This is a genomic window from Polynucleobacter alcilacus (genome assembly GCF_018881545.1).
Classification (GTDB): domain Bacteria; phylum Pseudomonadota; class Gammaproteobacteria; order Burkholderiales; family Burkholderiaceae; genus Polynucleobacter; species Polynucleobacter alcilacus.
On the sequence record NZ_JACVQD010000002.1, the window covers coordinates 1 to 20,884 of the forward strand.

Annotated in this window: 15 protein-coding genes; 11 read left to right on the forward strand and 4 right to left on the reverse strand. The window is 40.7% G+C overall.

Annotation, left to right across the window (positions count from 1 at the left end; all coding sequences use genetic code 11):
* The 8 genes from ICN45_RS10225 to ICN45_RS10260 all read left to right on the forward strand — a co-directional run.
* On the forward strand, window positions 1-1,303 hold a 1,303-nt coding region (locus ICN45_RS10225; RefSeq protein ID WP_216175703.1), incomplete at its 5' end, for a hypothetical protein.
* A gap of 18 nt (window positions 1,304-1,321) precedes the next feature.
* Window positions 1,322-3,226: a type I secretion system permease/ATPase gene (locus tag ICN45_RS10230; protein ID WP_216175704.1), complete on the forward strand. Its 1,905-nt coding sequence runs from the start codon at window positions 1,322-1,324 to the stop codon at window positions 3,224-3,226.
* Between the two features lie 133 nt (window positions 3,227-3,359).
* Complete coding sequence (locus ICN45_RS10235; protein ID WP_216175705.1) at window positions 3,360-4,688, forward strand: beta-barrel domain-containing protein; 1,329 nt, start codon at window positions 3,360-3,362, stop codon at window positions 4,686-4,688.
* 126 nt (window positions 4,689-4,814) lie between these two features.
* The gene (locus ICN45_RS10240) at window positions 4,815-6,059 is read left to right on the forward strand and encodes a TolC family protein (RefSeq protein WP_216175706.1); all 1,245 of its coding nucleotides are present in this window, start codon (window positions 4,815-4,817) and stop codon (window positions 6,057-6,059) included.
* Window positions 6,060-6,076: 17 nt separating this feature from the next.
* On the forward strand, window positions 6,077-8,629 hold the full coding sequence (locus ICN45_RS10245; RefSeq protein WP_216175707.1) for a glycosyltransferase: 2,553 nt from the start codon (window positions 6,077-6,079) through the stop codon (window positions 8,627-8,629).
* The gene (locus ICN45_RS10250) at window positions 8,616-9,020 is read left to right on the forward strand and encodes a hypothetical protein (protein WP_216175708.1); all 405 of its coding nucleotides are present in this window, start codon (window positions 8,616-8,618) and stop codon (window positions 9,018-9,020) included. The genes ICN45_RS10245 and ICN45_RS10250 overlap by 14 nt, the downstream gene beginning before the upstream one ends.
* A 3-nt stretch (window positions 9,021-9,023) precedes the next feature.
* A complete protein-coding gene (locus tag ICN45_RS10255; protein ID WP_216175709.1) occupies window positions 9,024-10,199 on the forward strand; it encodes a sulfotransferase family 2 domain-containing protein in 1,176 nt (391 codons plus the stop codon).
* A gap of 62 nt (window positions 10,200-10,261) precedes the next feature.
* On the forward strand, window positions 10,262-11,965 hold the full coding sequence (locus tag ICN45_RS10260) for a hypothetical protein (protein ID WP_216175710.1): 1,704 nt from the start codon (window positions 10,262-10,264) through the stop codon (window positions 11,963-11,965).
* Window positions 11,966-12,085: 120 nt separating this feature from the next.
* Here the strand turns inward: ICN45_RS10260 and ICN45_RS10265 are convergent, their stop codons facing one another.
* From ICN45_RS10265 to cysD, 3 genes are all read right to left on the reverse strand, one after another.
* On the reverse strand, window positions 12,086-14,008 hold the full coding sequence (locus ICN45_RS10265) for a GSCFA domain-containing protein (RefSeq protein ID WP_216175711.1): 1,923 nt from the start codon (window positions 14,006-14,008) through the stop codon (window positions 12,086-12,088).
* Between the two features lie 191 nt (window positions 14,009-14,199).
* Entirely contained in the window at window positions 14,200-16,125 is a 1,926-nt protein-coding gene (gene cysN, locus ICN45_RS10270) for a sulfate adenylyltransferase subunit CysN (protein WP_216175712.1), read from the reverse strand.
* Window positions 16,125-17,039, reverse strand: a complete 915-nt coding sequence (gene cysD, locus ICN45_RS10275) for a sulfate adenylyltransferase subunit CysD (protein ID WP_216175717.1) — start codon at window positions 17,037-17,039, stop codon at window positions 16,125-16,127. The genes cysN and cysD overlap by 1 nt, the downstream gene beginning before the upstream one ends.
* A gap of 1,009 nt (window positions 17,040-18,048) precedes the next feature.
* Between cysD and ICN45_RS10280 the strand changes: the two genes are divergently transcribed.
* Window positions 18,049-18,816 carry a sulfite exporter TauE/SafE family protein gene (locus ICN45_RS10280; RefSeq protein ID WP_216175713.1) on the forward strand — a complete coding sequence of 256 codons (768 nt, stop codon included), beginning with the start codon at window positions 18,049-18,051 and terminating at the stop codon, window positions 18,814-18,816.
* Between the two features lie 82 nt (window positions 18,817-18,898).
* A complete protein-coding gene (cysQ, locus tag ICN45_RS10285) occupies window positions 18,899-19,768 on the forward strand; it encodes a 3'(2'),5'-bisphosphate nucleotidase CysQ (protein ID WP_216175714.1) in 870 nt (289 codons plus the stop codon).
* A 15-nt stretch (window positions 19,769-19,783) separates the two neighbouring features.
* Here cysQ and secB read toward each other — a convergent pair whose 3' ends face one another.
* Window positions 19,784-20,302, reverse strand: coding sequence for a protein-export chaperone SecB (secB, locus tag ICN45_RS10290; RefSeq protein ID WP_216175715.1), 519 nt, complete (start codon window positions 20,300-20,302; stop codon window positions 19,784-19,786).
* A 269-nt stretch (window positions 20,303-20,571) separates the two neighbouring features.
* Here secB and ICN45_RS10295 point away from each other — a divergent pair.
* Window positions 20,572-20,884: Hint domain-containing protein (locus ICN45_RS10295; RefSeq protein WP_216175716.1), on the forward strand; the 313-nt coding region annotated here is incomplete at its 3' end.

Below are 20,884 nucleotides of genomic sequence, written 5' to 3' on the forward strand. Positions count from 1 at the left end.
TGACAATGCCCACGCCTTACTCGATGCTGGCCTCTCGTTTGTAGAAGGTAACCATGTCACGGTCGATGCCCATAGCACCCACCTTAATAACAGCTTAAAAGATTTAGAGAAATTACACGTTGATGCGGTCGCATTAACAGCGCCTAATAGCCACGGCGATGTATTAGTTGATTTGTATGCATCTGGCGATCATGCTGATCTGCTCAGCGTACTCAGTGCTAGTGTGCCGAACTTTATTCATTCTTCCGATATTACTGTTGCCCTGGATCTCATGAATAACCCTGGTAACGCTGACGTGTTGGATGCCCTGGCAAAAAGTGGTCAGCTCGACAATGTACGTGATGCCTTGCAATCGCACGGCATTAACGAACTACATGCAACTTCCTCGATTGATAACTTTACAAACAACGGTGATTGGTTAGGCTTAAACGATATTAATGCTATCCATCACCACGGTATTGATTTCCAGGTTGGTATAACTGGTGATCACAAAGTTGATAATTTGGATAGCGCTATAAGAGAAGCTATTGGTGATAGCTTGATTAGTACTTCAGATTACTCTACTGATAGTGCTTTGATCGATACTTTATCCGGCGCCGGAGTTCAGGACTTCTTAATTGAAAGCGGTAAGGTATCGATTTCTGATGACTTAACCTCTGCCTTGGCTGAATCTGGCATGTTGCATGCCTTGCCAGGTGCCGATGTCATTATTGATGCAAGCAAAGAAGTTGCCACCAATGAAACTACTCACGAGTCTTATGTTCACCTAGACACAAGCCTGAATACCATGGCGCAGTTGGGTGTAGATCAAATTGATGCCGGTACAGCAAGCAAGGTTTACCTAGATATTCGTGATTTAGGCTTACCTGCAGGTGATCATGGTGCCATGGCTGAAATTCGTAACTTGTTGAACTCGCTTGACCCAATGCAGGATGCAAAATTTGTGACTGGTGTTAATTCAGAGCATGCACCTTCACTTTCTCTAGTCATGTCTAAAGACTTACTGGACGCCATTGCTAAGGATGGTAATGGCTTTACCCAGCAGGATATAGATCATATGGCTAATCTGGGTATCACCGAGATCAATGTTTGGGACAAAGGCCTAGATAAAGGCGAAAACGCTCAATACCAGGCTGACGATATTTTGATGGGCACAACAAAAGCTGATTACGATGCTGACGCCATCTTGAAGGGCACAACAAATCCTGCTGATGGACAAGCTCCAGTAATTGAGGTTAAGATTATTGGACAGGCAGACGATATGCATGACGTGTTAGATCCAACTAAGATACATTCTAAATAATTGATTGAGTGAGCCATCATGACTGATACAACTCAAAATACGCAAAACACAGCCAGTTTTGGATCTTCAGCGCCAAAAAATGATCCCAAGGCCAATGTAAAGAGCCCAGCCGCGAACATTTCTGCGGATGGTCGTAAGCCTATTGAGTCCATTCTGTACCAGTGCCGCAAATCCTTTTACTTTGCGATATTCATCACAGTAATTGTGGATTTCTTATCGATTACTCCCATGCTGTACATGATGAATGTGATGGATAGGGCGATGTCTTCACGCAGCAGCGTAACCTTAATCTCTCTGACAGTATTGGTTATTTCTTTATATATCTTCTGGTCTGCGATTGAATGGATTCGTTCACGCTTGTTAACTAGACTCTCCTTACGTATTGACTGGGATTTGTCTGCAGATATTTTTGATGCTTCCTTTAGGCGTCACGTCGGTCGCAAGAATGTCAACGTACATCAGTTGCTTGGCGATTTGACAAACCTGCGTCAATTTTTGACAGGCAAGGCTTTGTTAACTTTGATAGACGCCCCATTTGCGGTGGTATTTATTCTGATTGGTGCCATGTTCCACCCGTACTTGGCTATCTTTGCAGTTGTTGCTTCTGTTTTGATGCTTTCGGTATCTTATTTCACATCCAAGGTAACTAGCCCAATACTGAAACAGGCTAATGACTCCAATTCTGAAGCCTCTAGAGTGGCATCTAACAGCTTGCGCCATGCAGAATCCACTCTCGCCTTAGGCATGATGGGTGCAGTACGCCAACGCTGGTACCGTCATCACCATTCCCACCTCGAGAGCCAGGTCAATGCTAGCGAAGCGTCTGGTTTAGCTGGTGGTTTATCTGGCTTCTTGAGTAAAGTTTTACCTTCATTGCAAATGGCCTTAGGTGCATTCTTGGCAATGGAAGGCTTGATCACTGGTGGTATGGTGATGGCTGCCAGCATGCTGATTTCTAAAGCGGTCAGCCCGATTCAACAACTTCTTGGTAATTGGAAGCAAATTGTTGAAGCACGCCAATCCTATGAGCGCTTAAATGCCTTGTTGATTTCTGATGCTAAGCGTCAAACCCAAATGCAACTGCCTGCGGTTGCTGGAAGCTTAAGTGTGGCAAAAGCTTCAGCAGTGCCTCCCGGTGGTAATAAAGCAGTCTTGTTTGATATTGATTTCAAGATTAAACCAGGCGAGGTAGTTGCGGTTGTAGGCCCAAGCGCTGCTGGTAAAACCTGTTTAGTCAGAATGCTCATCGGTGTCTGGAAGCCCGCGCGTGGATCTGTGCGCCTCGATGGTGTTGAGCTCTCCGATTGGGATCATGATGAATTTGGCCCCCAAATTGGTTATGTTCCTCAGGAGATTGAATTCTTTGAAGGTACGGTTGCTGAGAACATTGCCCGCTTAGGCGATATCGATCCTGAGAAAGTCGTGCAAGCTACCAAACTGATTGGTATGCACGAATCTATTCTTACTTTCCCCAATGGTTACGATACCGAGTTGGGGGATAGTGGGTTCGCCTTATCAGGCGGCCAGCGTCAACGCCTAGCGATTTGCCGCGCTATCTACGGCATGCCTAAATTTATTGTGATGGATGAACCAAATGCGAACTTGGACGAAGTCGGTGAAGCCGCTTTAGCCAATGCCATCACATATCTGCGTTCACAGGGCAGTGCGGTCATTATTACGACTCACCGTCCACGCTTGGTCAGTGTTGCCGATAATCTGTTGGTATTGCGCAACGGTGCTCAGGTCGGCTTTGGCCCTGCAGAAGACATGATTAATGCGGTTCGTAACCTCCAGGTAGTCACGCCGAACAAATCAGCAGGATCTGAAGCGGCTGAAGATGTCATGGTTAAAGAAGCCACAAATGATGTACCATTAAGTGCGCCTAAAGGCCACACCGGTCCCTCCGGCCCCGCTAGTACTTAATAGCTGCTTTAACAGTTACTTTAATTGTTACTTTTAGCTGCTTGATTGGCGATTCAATCGCTTGCTTGATAGCCTAAGGGGGCTGCAGAGGGCTATTAAGCCTTAATCCCTTTAATTACGCTACCTTGGTCCAGTGAACGAACATACCGATATAACCCCTCCTGTAGATACTGACAAAGAAGCCAAGAAACAAAATGCTTTAGTCGTTCAGTTCAAAGAGCTTGATAAGAAGGCCGAAAGCTGGATTGCCTCCTGGAATCCCTATCACCCTTCCGTCATTCGCCATCGGGGTTTAGCGCCTGTTGCCATTGAAGAGTCGCGTATACGGGTGCAAGCCTCCCGCTTCTTTCTCATTGCATTTAGTGTCTTTTTGCTGTGGGCCTTTTTTGCCCCCTTAGATGCTGGTGTGACTGCCACGGGTTCAGTCATGGTCAGCGGCTATCGCAAGCAGTTACAACACCCCTCTGGCGGCATTGTTCAAGAAATCCTTGTCAAAGAAGGTGATGTGGTGAAAGAGGGCGACGTTCTGATTCGGATTAATCCCTTAAAAGCTGAGGCTGAGCTCTCTACAGCCCAACTGCAATACATCAATGCTTTAGTAACTGAGGCACGTCTTAAGGCAGAGCGTAAAGGTGATAGCAAAATTACTTGGCCATCAGAAATCGACGCTTGGGCTAAGGATCCGAAGGTTGAAGAAGCCAAGCAAATTCAGCAAAAGCTATTTGATACCCGTCGCAATGAGTTTTCTAGTGTCTTGGCGAGTAAACGCTTGCAACTTAATACGCTGGTGGAAGAGTCGGCCAGTAATGCCCAATTAGCCAAAGAGGGCTATGTCTCCAAGGCGCAGTCCAATCAGGTGCTGCGCAGTAAGTTAGAAGCCGAGCAGTCCCTCAACAGCATGCAGGCAAGCTATTACAAAGATATTGACGACAAACTCGCGCAAATCCAAAGTACCCGTGATGCCATGAAAGATCGCTTTCAGGCGGTATCTTTTGATCGTGACCTCACTTCTTTGCGTGCACCGGTTTCTGGCACGGTCGTTGGTTTAAAGGTCAATACCATTGGCGGTACCGTGCCTAGCGGACAAATCCTCGCAGAGATTGTGCCATCTGAAGCGCAGCTCATTGTGGAAGCCCAAGTGCCACCCAATTTGATTGATAAGGTCAAGTTAGGCCTACCTGCAGACATGCGCTTTAGCGCCTTTAATGCAGACGTAACGCCGGTGATTGAAGGTAAAGTTACCTTAGTTGGTGCTGACAAACAACCCGCTGCCGCTGGTGGCCCCTCTGGCGATTATTACTTGGCCAAAGTAGAGGCTACCAAGGAAGGCATGGAAAAGTTGGGCGATGTCAAAATCGTGCCTGGTATGCCAGTCGATGTGATCTTCAAAACCGGCCAGCGCACCTTTATGAGCTATCTCCTAAAACCGATTACTGATAAGTTTGCATTAGCGTTTAAGTAGACATCTACTAGCACTTTTTTCACCAGAATTGATATAGTATTAGATGTAATAAACTGCCAATTGCATTGATTTTAAGGCTCTTGCGTCCCATCGGACTAGTTTAAAAACACAGGAAGTTTTATTGGTATGCAGGGATTTAAAAAGCCTATTGTTATTGCTGTCTTGATGCTTTTCTCTGCTACAGCTGCCGCAGTTGATTTGGTTGGTGCCTATGCCTTAGCCAAAAGTAACGATCCTAAATACCAAGCTTCAAAATCAGAACTCACTGCCAATAATGCCAACTCCGTTGCGAGTAGAACGGCCTATTTGCCCATCTTAGGCTGGAACCAATCTCAGCCGACGGTCCTGAATTACTCACAAAAGACCACAGCCATGGTGCAGCCGATCTTTGACGCTGCTAAAGGGGCAACCGTAGCGCAAGGCGGTTACCAAAGCACCTTCGCTGATGCCAACTTTGCCAACCAGTCGATTGATTTAGCGCAGCGTACCATGACTGTAGTGCAGCAATTGGTAGTGGCAACCGAAGCGATTAAGACCAATGACAGTACCATCATCGCCTTAGAGTCTCAGTACCAAGGTGCTAAACGGAAATATGAATTAGGCCAAGGCACTGTGACGGATTTACTCGATGTGCAAGTGAAGTTTGAGCAGGCCAAGGCCAATCACCTTACCCTCAAAGCGAATCTCAAAGGAGCACAAGATCAGTTCTTTGCCATTACTGGTGAGTACCCAACGAAGAATGATTTTATTCTGCCGCATCAGCATGAGAATGCCAAAATTAATGATCTGAATAGCATCTTGGCAAAAATCGAGGCAGAGAATCCAGCCATCATTGCAGCGAAGGCCACTGAAAGAATAGCCCACCTTGATATCGCAAAAGCCAGTGGCGCTGTCTTGCCTACCGTGAGCTACACCTGGCAACGGATCTCTGCTGTCAGCCAGCCTACAATTAACAACAATGGCCTCACAGTGAGTATTCCATTAAATGCGGGTGCTTATGTTAATACCTATGCATCAGTAGCTAAAGCAAGACAGAGTTCGGATAATCGCTTAGCTACTGAAGTGCAAACCAAAACTCAGGCACAAAACCTCTTTGCACAAGTAGAAGCGGGATTTGAGTCGCTGAAGATTCGTAATCAAGCTGTTGATACTGCCAGACTAAGTGTGACAGCCAACCAAAAGAGTTATGAAGCAGGAGTCAAAAGTACTACCGATGTCTTGCTCAGTATCCAAAACTTAGCCCAAGCCCGAAACGACTACGCCCAAGCGGCAACCCAACTTGCTCTAAACCTCATGAACCTGCTCCTCACGGGAGCGGAAGATCCGGATAAGGCAGTGGCTGAGACACAAGCATTTTTATTTAGAAAATAGATTAAGAAAGATTTGAGATGCCAGGAGATGGGGTTAAAGTAAATTCTGCTGTTAATGCAGATAACCAACGTAAGCTGATTTACGCGATTAATAAGTACTCAAAAATCGAGGGTGGATCGAATGAAGTGAGGCTTGACCTCAAGCACAAAATCTATAAGATCTATAAAAAAATATTAGCCTTGGGTCTGATTGAAAGACCGATTGATGCAGATGAAAAGACATTTTTAGAGTACATCGATTGGGTTGATATAGACTTTTTTGAAAGTCAAAAGAATTACCCCTCTACTTACGCTAACTATGTTGAACAATATTTAAGTGCGATCTTACTTTCCGACGCTTTAGGGGCATCCGTTTCTCCTTTTGCCAATCTGTATAAGTACAACAGAGAGGCCATTAATCAAGCGCTCACAGGTGCAAAGTTCATTAGCAATTTTGGATTATGGAAAATCTTTAAAAATCTGAAAGTAATCCGGTTTCCTGGTAATTTTGCCCGACTAGGCGCTCCGCATGAATTGAGTTATGCGGATCTTATGAAGGAGCGTGATGCTCCTTTATATTGGTGGTTATTTCGAGATAACTTGATCTCCAAGGGACTCTCTACCGAAGAGTCTAGAGTGATCATTAAGAACAAGAGAAATCTTACTTTTAAAGAGTATGACAACCCTAAGATTAGCTTTGTCTTTCCAGTCTACGGTGGATACAATTTATTGAATCAAGCTTTAATTTCCTTGGAGCGCACAATGGGCTCAAGTATTTCCTATGAGATTATTTGCGTCGATGACTATTCCCCTGACTATAGTGATTTTGAATATAGCCACTTCAGCGGAATCAAGGTATTTAGGGCTCCAAAAAACTTAGGCTTTTCGTTAGCCTGTAACTTTGGCGCTAGCAAGGCTAAAGGTGAATACTTATTTCTGATTAATACTGACACCATCGTTTGTAGGCGTGCAATCAAGGAAGCCCTTGCAACGATTGAAAGCGATTCAAAAATCGGTTTGGTAGGTTCAAAATTAATTCATCTTGATGGCACCGTTCAAGAGGCGGGCGGAGTGGTTTGGGCAAACTCAACTCCAGCAAACTTCGCTAGAGGGGCTAAGTTAAAAATGCCAGAGATAGAGTTCAATCGAAATGTTGATTACGTTTCAGGTGCTGCCTTTTTGGTAAGTCTAAAGGTGTGGAAGAAATTAAAAGGGTTTGATCCAATATTTACGCCAGCCTACTATGAGGACACTGATTTCTGTACCAGAATTATTGCTAATGGCATGAAAGTGGTTTACTGCGCTAAGTCCAATATCATTCATGCAGAAGGTGGCACCAATGGAACGGATTTAAAGTCTGGATTTAAGTTATATCAAAGAAAGAACGAAGCTAAATATCAACAAAAGTGGAAAAAATTCCATCTTACAAATAATGCAGCTCAAGGGGATTATTTTGGACACCTTTCCGAAGGGAAGGATGTCATTATCTTTATGGACCATTACATCCCAAGAAACGACAGGGATGCGGGATCCAAGGCCACTTATGATTTTTTAACTTATCTTGCTGACAAGAAGCAAAATAACTTTATTATTTTTTGGCCAGACAATTTATTTCCAGACCCCAAATACTACGATACGCTCACTGACCTCGGGATCATGGTCGTCTCAGGCGCAGAGTATATAAACGGGCTAGTAAAGTTAGCAACCAACCTGGGGGACCGCTTAAAAACTATTTACGTTTCTAGGCCTACTCATTCAATCAATGTTGTTAGGCAAATGAATCAAGCTTTGCTGGATAAGACTGTATATGTTGGCCATGACATTCATTTTGAAAGAATGAGAAGAGAGCTGGAATACAAGAATCCACATACAGATAACTATGTCTTTATTGACAAGAGCTATACCAACACTATTAGAAGTATTGAAAATAAATTATGGAGAGCCTGTAAAAATTCAGTCTACTTCACCCAAAGAGAGTGTGATTTTATTAATGAGTTGGTGCCGAATAAAGCGAGCTTGATACCATTATATAGTCAGCACAGGCTAAAAGAATCTAATAATAAAAAGAAGGCTTATGAGGATAAGAAGCTGATCGTCTTTGCGGGTGGATTTGATCACCCTCCCAATAAGGATGCCATGATGTGGCTGCTAGCAGCGATTACTCCAAACGATAAAATTTTGAAAAACTTTTTATTGATTGGATCAAACATACCGCCTGATCTAAAAAAGGTGCTAGACCTCTATAAAATTAAAACCGAAGAAAATATCAGCAACGATGAATTAGACGCTCACTACGACAATGCACGACTGGTAATGGCACCAATGCAATATGGTAGCGGGCTCAAGGGTAAGGTTGTAGAGGCGATAGGGAAGGGAATCCCAGTGATTACGACCTCCATAGGAATGGAAGGTTTAGACGACCATGGTGCTACACCTATCTTCAATGACGCGAGCAGCTTCGTCAAGGCGATAAAAATGTATTTCTCTCAAAAAGATAAATGGTTAAATTTGAGGGATTCGCAAACTAAGTTGCTTGAAAAATATTATGAACATGCTAAATATGAAAATGGAGTTTTAAATGAACTTGCTTAATAAGGACCTGGGTAATTGCTTGCATAACGGATGGTCATCCCTTGAATCCAATTTTTTTTGGTCGGAGAGTCGCTATGCATCGATCATTTTGCCCATCAAGTCAAAGAAAAAAAAGATTGGTATTCAGTTTATAGTGGAGCCATTTCTGCAGCCAGGTAAAGTTTTCGAACAAAATTTAGAGCTTTTTATAAATGGTATTTACTGTTACGGCAAGTCATTTAATAAGGTTGAGCAAGAAATCATTTTCTTAGAAGTAGACTCCTCACTACTCTTTTCCAGCTCTCTAAAAATAGATTTCATTTTTCCAAACTCTGTCAGTCCAGCTTTATTGGGCCTTTCTAATGATGAGCGTAGATTAGGGTTTAAATTATTTGAGATTAATATTATTTAAGTAATGAAAAAATTTATTTTTACGCACGTCCCAAAGACTGCGGGAACAACGATCAGAAATCTGTTTAAAAATAAGGTTCCTATAAGTGAAATTCCCACATTTAGAGATGAGCATGAAAACGAGGATTTTGCTTCATATTTAAAATGCGGAAAAATTAACCATAATTTTTTCCTTGGCCATATTGACTATTCTTTGGCAGACATATTGGGTCCAGACTATCTCAAGTTTTGCATACTTCGAAATCCAATTGATAGATACATCTCAACCTTAAAACATGCGATTCGAGATAACAGCTTTTTAAAAGATATGAATCTTGATAATGATATTAGTCACCAGTCAATTAATTTTTTGGCAGCTAATGCTGAGTTTATTAAAATAAATTCAAACTCTGCAACTAGGTTTATTGCGACTAACCCTAAAGCGGAGGCTCTAATTAAAGGTGATTTAGCATATGCTGAGTATCATTTGGAATACCAAAATGATGTTGAATCAGCAATCACTAATTTAAATTCATATCATTTTGTTGGGCTTCAGGAGGAGATGAATAAAAGCGTTTCTGGGATTTGCTCCATTGTGGGTACGACTATTCCCCCGCTAATTCCTTTTGATAATGTTGCGGGTAATATCCATGAGGAAATTAGTCATGATACGTACCGAATAGCCAAGGAAATAAATTCAAATGACATTAGGCTTTATCAGCACGCTATTCATTTGTTTAATAACTACAAAATTCCCAATGAATTAGATTTAATTCCGTCAATTAGTGGCGATGCAGTATTAGATTTGGGGGATAGTTTTTCATGCTCCGGTTGGCATCCACCGGAAAGAGTTGGCACATCCAATCCCCCTGTATATCAAAGATGGGCTTCAAAAAAACAGGATTTTCAAATTGCCATAAAAAAATCTGGTACATATCGTTTCGAGTTTCTATATGCAGACAATGAGCTTATTAAGGATCAATCCTTATCTATTTTAGTAAATGATCAACCAGTTAAATTTATTATTAGCGAGTCTATAGAATGTAAGTTAATTCAATTTGAAATAACTTCAGATGCTGGGATGTGTAAGTTAAAAATTATTTGCACTAAATCCGTTATCCCCTCTAATGTTTTGGCAGAGTCTAAAGATATGCGAGACCTATCAATTTTGTTGAAAAAGATTGCGATAATATCAATATAGTTTTTATATAACCCTATATATAAGACATTTTTTAATAGTTAAAAGTTTTTTTAGGAAATTTTATGAGCCAAATAAATAATCCACAAAAAATATTGGATGAAGTTGAAGCCCAAGAAAAAAAAGATAAATTTCTTGCAATTAAAACTTTACAAAAAGGGATTCTCGATTTTCCTGAAAACGAGTGGTTAAATTTAAAACTAGTATATCTTTATAAATCTGTTAATGATCTCCCTAATGCCAAACTAGTTTCAAATAAAATCTTTGAAATTAACCCTACCTTTTCTAATAATTGGTCTTTTTATCTTGCATTGAATGAAAATGATTCGAAGACTTATTTAGAGAGCGCCTATTTAATGTCAAACTACTTCTTAGAGGGGGTTGTTCGTATTGAAACAGAGTGGCAAGCAAGACTTTTTTTTGAAATATTAGTAGCTAGCTCAAATATAAAAGTATTGGAAAGAAGAAATACTTTAAATGAATTAAGTAAATATGATATTGATCCTAATCTACTAATAAGTATAATAATATTTTTAAATGAAATTAAAATATTTTTAAGCAAGCCGGAATCTAAATTTAATTGCTGGACACTTATAGTGTCAGATTCGTCCGAGGCCATCTTTATTAAGGACAATATAGCCTTTATCAACCTTTCTAGTTTAAATATTTTAGATTTAATTTCATTTAATGATTTTACAGTTAGATGCCTATTAAACTTTTTCAGATTGAGATTTGATACAGTTCCGTTTTGGAACGATTATTCTATTAGTTCTTACTCATCGAATGATCCACATTTGCAACCACACCGATATTTATTTTTAAATCTACATGCTCGAATATTAAGATATTTTGAAAATATAAAAAATATACAGTTTAAAAATATTAGCTTTGAAAAAAATAAAATGTATATACGAGCTGGCAACGTCGAACTATACAGCATAGCTGCATTTATCAATAATCCTTTACATAGCGAGTCTATTTTAAATACTACCATTCCTTACTTAATAGAAAATAATACTAATATTGTCCCAATAAAAGCAAACCAGACATGGTGGCCAAGGAATAATTTTCTAGATTCGTTACTTTTTTTGTGGACCAACGCAGGGTGGTATGTCACAAAAAATGAATCTCCTCTTTTGGTTTTCAAAGAGTTTATGCAATCCTATGTTGATGCATTGAATAGTGGTTATGTAATTAATACATATTTACCAGAATTACAGCTCTTACATCAACTTGTAGATATTAATTATGATAACGTTGTTCAATGGAATCCGGTTGAATTTTTAAAAAGCATTAATGGTAAGAATATTTTATTTATCACTCCATTTGCGGCCCAGATAAATGAGTCTTACCGATCCGGAAAATTATTTCAACTATATAACGACTATGGCTTGAATATAAAATTTAATTTAAGCTGCATAGAAGCCCCTGTAACTACCTATCCAAATATAGAATCTTCGTCTTGGATAGAAACTCTTGAAAAAATGAAAACCAGTGTCGACAATCATATTATCGCTAATGAAACAGATTTTTTTATTTCATCATGTGGTTGCTACGGAATTCCACTTTCGGCTTATGTATATAAAAAACATTCTATAACTACCGTATATTTTGGTCACATTGCTAATTTTTACTTTGGAATTATGACAAACGCATTTGATGGCTATCGCTTAAGTGATGTAGAAGTAGAATCCAAACATTGGACGATTGGAAATTTATCAGAAAAATATCCTCTAATAGACAAAATAGATGATGGCAGATACATTTGAAGTGATTGACTTTAAATTCTCGTCTAGATTTAATCCTGAAATCCAAAATTATTTTTTTAGCGTGCCAAATTTCTATTAACACGAATTCTAAAAGATCAAAATTAATTATTGAAATTAATATTATGGTTTATAAATTTTTTCAAGCAACTCCTCATCACAGAATACATTCTCAACGCTATCTTTATATTTTTTAATTTCTTCGGAATCAAGATTTTTTGACTGATTAAGATCTGCTTCTTTTATGGTTTGATCGTATCCACTTAAATAGTTGCTAGTAAAGTGAGACATTACATATTCAACACCTGCCTCTGTGACCTCTCGTAAATTTTCTTTATAGTATTGCGCCTTATTGAAGTTACCTGTAATTAGCTCATAGGCAGGAAAATAGTCTACAAAATCCCTAATTTTGGCAACATTTCCAGCGGCAGCCCTCAAAACGGATTTGCTGTATGTAGTTGCTAAAAGCACATGCTCATCTTCATAGGTCGCAACCAAAGGCACTGGGCTAACTGTTAGGATTATCTTGACATTTTCATTGATGGCCCTAAGGGTATCAGCAAAATAAATCAAATCATCAAAACACTCATCATAAGTAAAGTTATGAAATCTAAATTCTGCTAAATTTTTACCCCCTCCTACAACTCCAGGCGCCAAGGGTACAACAGAGCTGTTCTTTATAGAAACCCAGCCCTCAGTTAAGCCAAGGGTGAATATAAAAATATCAGAATCAGTGAACATATTACGAACAGCTTTAAGATGGCTCAAGTAATCTAGCGCAACACCTGTTTCACTTAAAAAACCCGATTCTTGAACATTTGGCCTGAATGGATCAACATATCTTCCATCAGGCCTAAGCCAAGGTGCTAGTTCTGGCTTAAATAAACCCAAGGCTCTATCTAATAGCTGTCTGAGCTGCCTTACCGTGTAAACATTTCCAAAGCGAGCGGGGAATACCCCATAACCCTCATTATTCGCTTCAGTGGTTTCTGGGCCTAATTCTGACAAAAGAAATTTATAATTTTCTCTTCGCAATACATTCCCTATGTATTGGGCAAAGCAGCTTCCTGCAGAAGCAATTCGATCTTTTTCACCAATACGAAACTTTGGGTGGATAATCGGCTGAACTAACTCCGGGGATTTTAGCCCAACTGATTTTTTCCAGAATGATGAGTCTGGCAGTGATTGGTATGGGTTGCTTATGCTTGAGATTTCGTCGGGGGAAATTTCCCCTTTTGTTTTTAATAATGCCGGACGCACTGAGATGCTTGGAAGGTCGCAACATATATTAAGGTAGCAAAGACTAGCCAGAGCTTCATATATATGACTTTTAAAGTGCGTCCAGTCTTCAGGGCTTTGCATATTAGAATCAGCTACATTTAATGGAGGAATAACATAAATTTTATTTGCTTTAGCCCAATCTTTAAATCCCTCATAAAACCCAATAATTCTATTTTGTCGGGCGGGATCACCTTTGCTAGAACAATAATGATAAGGGATAAATATAATTTTTGCCGTTGGTTGGTACTGCTTTAAAAAATTTATTAACCTTATCTGGTTTGAAATAGATTCTTCAGGAGTTAAATATTTGCCAAGCCTGAATTTCTCAAGCAGCTCATTCTCATTTTTATACCACCCCAAGTGAACGCATAATCCTGAATCTAAAAATTCTGGCATTTCTTTTGGATACATAAGTACGGCAGATACATCCAAAAGATTATCGATTAAGATAACGTCATATTGATTATTTTTAACATCCTCAATGAATGTACTATTATTCTCATTTTTTATAGCATTAAATCCAAGATTTTCTTCATATTGATTCCTAAGAACCAAATCAGCATGCGATGCTGAGTCTTCCTTTGCAATTAAAAGCTTAGAAATTAAATTCAGTGGTATTTGGGTGCGCTTCTTTTCAATGAAATAATCTACCAGACAATCAGACCTATTATGGTACACACAGTGAGTGTGTTCAAAACCATACTTAGCCACCAATTGACTTGCGGTTAATTGTGACATACATGAGCCAATAGTAATAACTTTCATTATAAACTCCTCTTTCAAGTTTAAATTCTTTAATGGGGTAGTAGTGCAGTTTTAGCTGAATCCAATCCTAATAGTAGCAGTTATAAGCACCCTAATATTTTTTTTATTAATCCACATTTCTTATTGTTTTCCAATAATAAATCAAGATAGATCGTTCTAAGTATGATTAATGATTTGGTATGTAATCTAGATTAGTACGGTGGATGCATCACTAATTTGAATATTTTTTCCAGCATTAAAGGGATTTCTATTCCTTTAAGTTGTAATTCGGGTCGCTCGGGTCTCTCATACTTCGAATCAATCCCAGTAAAGTTCTTAATCAATCCCTGCCTTGCTTTCTTGTAAAGCCCTTTAGGATCCCGTTTTTCACACTCCTCTAGGGGGGTATCTACAAAGATTTCCACAAATTCCCCTTCTTGGAATTTGCTTCTCGCCATTTCTCGGTCTTTTTGGAAGGGGGAGATAAAGGTCACTAGTACTATCAGACCAGCATCTACCATCAGTTTGGCTACTTCAGCTACTCGGCGAATGTTCTCAATGCGATCTGCCTCAGTAAAGCCTAAGTCATGGTTGAGGCCATGACGCACGTTATCGCCATCCAGAATGTAAGTCCGCTTACCCATCTTAAAGAGCTCTTTTTCTAGAGCGTTTGCAATGGTTGACTTGCCTGATCCAGAGAGGCCTGTAAACCATAAACACATGGGTTTTTGTTGATTTAAAGCTGCTCTAGCTTCTTTATTGATTTCAAAGAACTGGTTTTGGATGTTGCTTGATCTTCTTAAGGCAAAGCGCATCATGCCGGCGCCTACTGTATTGTTAGTAATGCGATCAATCAGAATAAAGCTACCCATTGCTGGGTTATCTTGATAAGCATCAAACACTAGCGGCTTATCGGTGGCGATATTGCATTCAGCAACCGCATTCAGATCTAATTTATCTGCTGCAAGCTTTTCTAAGGTATTGATATTAACTTGATGCTTAATTTTGCTAATCGTTGCATTAACAGTCTGAGTTGCTAGTTTAAGTAAATAGCTTCTGCCTGGGAACAGAGACTCTTCACTCATCCAGACAATTTGGGCATCGAATTGATCAGCAACTGTTGCTGGAAACTGCGGTTTGCTCAGTACATCACCCCGCGAAATATCGACTTCCTCACTTAAGGTCAGGGTAACGGCTTGTCCTGCAGTCGCTCTTTTTAGTAAGCCATCCTTAGTCACAATCGATTTAATAGTAGTTTCTTTGCCTGAGGGCTGTATACGAATGGCATCGCCTGGGGCGATTTCTCCAGAAACAATGGTGCCTGCAAAGCCCCTAAATTCATGGTTAGGGCGATTTACCCATTGCACAGGCATCCTAAAAGCTCTCTTAAGGGCTTGGTCTTGTTCTAGTGGTACCGTCTCTAGATATCCCATCAGGGTTGGACCGTGGTACCAGCTCATCTGATTGCTGTGAGTGGTGATGTTATCGCCTGCTAGTGCAGACATGGGGATAGGCGTGATTTTTAGTTGCTCACCTTGCGCTTGATGATCTTTCTTTAATTCTTTTACAAATTCTTGATAGCTATTGACGATCGCTTCATAGGTAGATTTATCGTAATTAACTAAATCCATTTTATTAACAGCCAACACGATGTGTTTAATACCCATGAGCGATACAAGATAAGTATGCCGTTTAGTCTGAGTCAAGATGCCTTGTCTAGCATCGACTAGAACGATGGCTAGATCTGCAGTTGAAGCGCCTGTAACCATATTGCGGGTGTATTGTTCGTGCCCTGGGGTATCGGCCACAATAAACTTGCGCTTATCCGTTGAGAAAAAACGATAGGCCACGTCAATGGTGATACCTTGCTCGCGCTCAGCCGCTAAGCCATCCACTAACAGGGCGAAATCGAGATTTTGTCCTTGAGTACCCATCTTTTTAGAATCTGCTTCAAGCGCTTCTAGTTGATCCTCAAACAGCATTTTGGATTCATATAGAAGGCGGCCAATGAGGGTGCTCTTGCCGTCATCAACACTGCCACAAGTGATAAAACGCAATAAGGTTTTATGTTGATGATTTTTGAGATACGCTTCGATATCTTCATTAATCGAATCAGCGAATTGACTTTGGTTTGCCATTAGAAGTAGCCCTCTTGTTTTTTCTTTTCCATTGAAGCGGCGCCATCATGATCAATTACGCGGCCTTGACGCTCAGAAGTTTTAGTAAGTAACATTTCTTGAATAATTTCAGACAGGGTCGATGCTTGAGATTCCACGGCGCCAGTCAAGGGGTAGCAACCTAAGGTTCTAAAGCGCACCTTTTTGATCATCGGTACTTCACCAGGAGCTAATGGCATACGTTCATCATCAACCATGATCAGCGTACCATCGCGCTCGACTACAGGGCGTTCCTTAGCATAGTAGAGAGGGACGATAGGGATGTTTTCTAGATAAATGTATTGCCAAATATCGAGTTCGGTCCAGTTCGAAATCGGAAAGACCCGAATACTCTCACCCTTATGTTTTTTAGTGTTATACAAGTTCCATAATTCAGGGCGTTGCTGCTTAGGATCCCAGCGATGTTGACTATTGCGAAACGAAAAAATACGTTCTTTGGCGCGAGACTTTTCTTCATCACGTCTTGCGCCACCGAAAGCCACATCAAACCCATATTGATCTAACGCTTGTTTTAAACCTTGAGTCTTCATCACATCCGTATGAATTTGTGAGCCATGGGTAAAGGGATTAATGCCCTGGGCTAAGCCATCGGGATTCATATGGGTGAGTAGTTCAAAGCCATGCTCATTTTTCATGCGATCACGAAAGGCGTACATATCTTTAAATTTCCAACCAGTATCCACGTGGAGTAATGGAAAGGGCGGCGGTGCCGGATAAAACGCTTTCAGTGCTAAGTGCAACATCACTGCGCTATCTTTGCCAATGGAGTACAGCATCACCGGTTTATCTGCTTCAGCAACGACTTCGCGCATGATGTGAATACTCTCAGCTTCAAGGCGTTGTAAATGAGTTAAGGTTTTTGAATCAACTGACATGGCGGTTTCTCGCTGATGAGGGAGTGTTGGAGAAGGCTGGGAAATATATTGCTTTACTTTAGCAGGCGTTGAAACTTTTTGAGTTTCAGGCTTAGCGGCAGTATTGGTCTGGCTTTGTGTAGTGCTTTTAAGAAAAACCATTTTGGTATTCTTTGCTAACCATGCAGCAAGGGCGGGGGTGTATTGCAGTCCCGCAAATTGCAATTGCAGGGCAAATCCATTTGGTGATGTCGACATCATCTTTTTGCAAAAATCGACATAATCAGCATCGACTAATGGATGTGTATAAAAGCCCCAGAATAATTTGCCGCGCCGATCTTGTGCATAAAGCAAACAATACTTAGGACGATGTTTATTGAGCTGCGGAAGTGCGTATTCGCCACCACTAAAGATGGGTAATTTTTGACGTGTCGCTTCCTCTAAAAAGTCCTCACTGATAGTAGTGGGGCTGGTGGGTAACCACCCCCATTCTTTAAATAGGCGAATGGCAGTGCGGTTATTGATTGGCTTGGAACCGCCTGAAGGATTTTCCCTTGAATTTTCTGACGTATTTAGTTGATTAATCCATTGGGCTAGTAGCTCAAATGTCCAAAGTCCCTCAATTTGAGCCTCAAATAATTGTTCCCAGATCGCCCCCCATTGACTTTGGGTCTGCATGTTTAATTCACCATCTTTTTTAGAGGGGCGGCCTATTTTTCGGGATTGAATAGCAGCCGAGCCCCCTAATTTATACGCCTTACTCAGAGCAATGATGGTTGGGGCGCTCAGTCCCGTAGCGGCTTTTACTTGGGCAATAGTTGAGCCTGATTGGCGTAACTGAACGGCAGTCATCCTGATGTCAACACTGGTAGCGTCTGTGTCTGCCGATGTTTTAGTTTTGTTTGGGCTTGTCATTTACATATTAAACATTAATATTGTTTAATATGTAAAGTATTTTATTGACAATAAGTTAAATTTCTTTAATCATGCAACTAATGACATCTAAACGATGGTTTTAAGGGGGCTTTTGATGCTGATATTGGCTGGATTCTTGGTTGGGGTATTAGTCGGTTTAACTGGGGTAGGCGGCGGAGCGCTAATGACTCCTTTGCTGCTTTTAATCTTCGGAGTTGCCCCGGTTACAGCAATCGGCACTGATCTCTGGTTTGCAGCTATTACCAAGATGGCGGCCGGCAAAATGCATCACACCAAAGGCCTGATTGATTGGCAAGTATTGCGCTATTTATGGTCAGGCAGCTTGCCTGCATCCATCATCATGATCTTACTTATGCGAAATGGCTTCGTTGCTTTAGACATCAGCTTTTTAAAAACAGCCGTAGCCATTGCAATATTGATTACTGCCCTGAGCATGCTCTTTCAAAAGCAACTTCATGGTTTGGGCAAACATTTGCGTATTAGTGATGCAGAGCGCTTTAAAAAATGGCAACCTACTCTTACCGTCATTGCAGGTGCTGTTTTAGGTGGCTTGGTTACCCTTACTTCCATTGGAGCAGGAGCAGTTGGAGTAGTGATGCTCACTTATTTATACCCCTTAAGACTTACACCAGCGAGATTGGTAGCAACCGATATTGTTCATGCAATACCCTTGGCCATGTTTGCTGGACTTGGGCATTTATTTATTGGCAATATTGATTTTAGTATGCTTGGATGGCTTTTAATTGGTTCTATTCCAGGCGTATTGATTGGCGCCACACTATCGAGCAAGTTACCGCAAGCTCCATTACGTATTGCTATTGCAATCGTGCTTAGTTTGGTGGCACTAAAACTTCTTTTATAAACGAATCATTTGCAGATATTGAAGGTTTTTCCCTATCAATTGCTACGAGCTCTCTCTTTCGAATTAGCTTATGCTTAAGGGCATGAACACTTCAAGCCCAACTCCTTTGCAATTGCACCCTCAGCAGATGATTGACAGCCTTGTTCCTTTGGTGGACTTGGCAGGAGAGACAATCATGCATATTTATCAGCAAGCAGATCATGGTGTTGAAATCAAGGATGATCAAAGCCCATTGACTCAAGCTGATTTACAAGCCAATGCTATTTTGGTTGATGGCTTAAAAAAATTATGGCCAAGTATTCCAGTATTAAGTGAGGAGGGTGGCGATGTATTTGCTGAAGGCGAAGAACCAACATACTATTGGGCAGTCGATCCCTTAGACGGTACTAAAGAATTCATTAAACGCAATGGTGAATTTACTGTCAACGTTGCACTCATTTTTAATGGTGATCCAGTGCTAGGTGTGGTTTTGGCGCCCGCTCTTGATAAGCTTTATGTTGGGTATAGCAATGAGAATCATGCTTTTGAAAACAACGACACATCAAAAAATAATTCTGCATACCCGATTAAAAATGCCATGAAGCGAGAGGCGGGCATATGGGTCAATATTGAAGTTAGTCCTTTTAATAAAAAAAAATCACAAAGACCCATTCGGATTGCTTCTAGCAGATCGCACCCTTCACCAGAATTAGGAAACTGGTTAACGCAATTTACAAGTTATGAAGCGATTGAAGTTGGCAGTTCGCTCAAATTCTGTTTACTAGCCGAAGGATTAATAGATATCTATCCTCGTTTTGGGCCAACATGCATTTGGGATACCGCAGCGGGGCATGCTGTGGTGATTGGTGCAAGCGGTTTAGTTAGCGACTTGGAAAATATGCGCTTGAGATATTGCATGCCAAAAAATGTATTGAACCCTTTATTTTTAGCATCAAGTATTCAGCCGAATTAATGACCTTAACTGGTTTTAATTTTTCGGTAAAGAGTCTTCGTAAAGCTTCCCAAAGTTAATCTCTGAAAGATTGACTGGAGGAAAGCCTGCTCTTACGAGGGTGTCTGCAATATTGAAGCGTAGTGATGGCAACAACATCGCAGGACAATCTACTTCAAGCATTCTTTTTTCAACTTCCGCTGGAATATTGCGGATCTCAAAAATACCTGCCTGCTCAACTTCAATGAAAAACAATACCTGATTGTCGATGCGTGCAGTGATGGATCCCTTTAGCACTACTTCAGATATGTTTTCCTCAATCCCTTTTGAGGTATTGGTAATGGAAATCTTTAATTCGGGTTGCTGAGTACTCTTAAAAATTTGGGGTGCATTGGGAATCTCAAAAACAGAGTCCTTCAGATAGATCTTGAGAATTTGAAACACCCCTTCATTTGCTGACGCAGTTGCGGCAGCATCGGGAGAAGCGGCTACAGGTGTTGTTTCGGTTGTAGTAGGTTCCGGCGCTAGGGGCGCTTGTTGAATTTCTTCAGTCATTTGATTTTTTTCAAAGGGGTTAGATTAAAGTTACCGTTTTTCACTTCATTGATTCCAATGAGTATCTTATAGCAAAACAGGCTTCCAAAAGTAGTACTTAAGTACCATGTATTTAGGTATTAAGTGATTACTCAAAAGGGTAGTAACAAGTCGACTTTGCTGCAATTATTCTTCTAAAATCAAGTAATGATTGTTGGATTATTGCATCTTGTGCAAGTATATCCAAGGTATATTTGATAGTGTGCAATATTTAAAAGGTGGGCTAAATTATGGCTGATGAAAAAATTAAAGGCAACGATAACTCCAGGAGTTCCGAGCGTGCTTATTCTTCTTCAGATGATTCGAGATCTTCTGAATACTACAAATCTGACGTTAAGTATGAAGTTAAAAACGGTAACAAGAAAGAGTCGGAGAGAGAAGGGCGAGAGTACGAGCGTGACGAGAAAGAGCACGTCTGCTACGCCAAAGGCACCCACATCACAACTGATCGCGGCCCTGTAGCCGTTGAAGATCTTCAAGTTGGTGACTTAGTTCTGACTGTCTCTGGTAAGTACGAGCCGATTAGCTGGTTAGGTCATCGTC

What these genes read in the sequence shown, in the direction of transcription:
- ICN45_RS10230 (WP_216175704.1), top strand. Translation starts at nt 1,322, where the DNA reads ATGACTGATACAACTCAAAATACGCAAAACACAGCCAGTTTTGGATCT.
- ICN45_RS10240 (WP_216175706.1), top strand. Translation starts at nt 4,815, where the DNA reads ATGCAGGGATTTAAAAAGCCTATTGTTATTGCTGTCTTGATGCTTTTC.
- ICN45_RS10245 (WP_216175707.1), top strand. Translation starts at nt 6,077, where the DNA reads ATGCCAGGAGATGGGGTTAAAGTAAATTCTGCTGTTAATGCAGATAAC.
- ICN45_RS10250 (WP_216175708.1), top strand. Translation starts at nt 8,616, where the DNA reads ATGAACTTGCTTAATAAGGACCTGGGTAATTGCTTGCATAACGGATGG.
- ICN45_RS10255 (WP_216175709.1), top strand. Translation starts at nt 9,024, where the DNA reads ATGAAAAAATTTATTTTTACGCACGTCCCAAAGACTGCGGGAACAACG.
- ICN45_RS10260 (WP_216175710.1), top strand. Translation starts at nt 10,262, where the DNA reads ATGAGCCAAATAAATAATCCACAAAAAATATTGGATGAAGTTGAAGCC.
- ICN45_RS10265 (WP_216175711.1), bottom strand. Translation starts at nt 14,008, where the DNA reads ATGAAAGTTATTACTATTGGCTCATGTATGTCACAATTAACCGCAAGT.
- cysN (WP_216175712.1), bottom strand. Translation starts at nt 16,125, where the DNA reads ATGGCAAACCAAAGTCAATTCGCTGATTCGATTAATGAAGATATCGAA.
- cysD (WP_216175717.1), bottom strand. Translation starts at nt 17,039, where the DNA reads ATGTCAGTTGATTCAAAAACCTTAACTCATTTACAACGCCTTGAAGCT.
- ICN45_RS10280 (WP_216175713.1), top strand. Translation starts at nt 18,049, where the DNA reads ATGCTGATATTGGCTGGATTCTTGGTTGGGGTATTAGTCGGTTTAACT.
- cysQ (WP_216175714.1), top strand. Translation starts at nt 18,899, where the DNA reads ATGAACACTTCAAGCCCAACTCCTTTGCAATTGCACCCTCAGCAGATG.
- secB (WP_216175715.1), bottom strand. Translation starts at nt 20,302, where the DNA reads ATGACTGAAGAAATTCAACAAGCGCCCCTAGCGCCGGAACCTACTACA.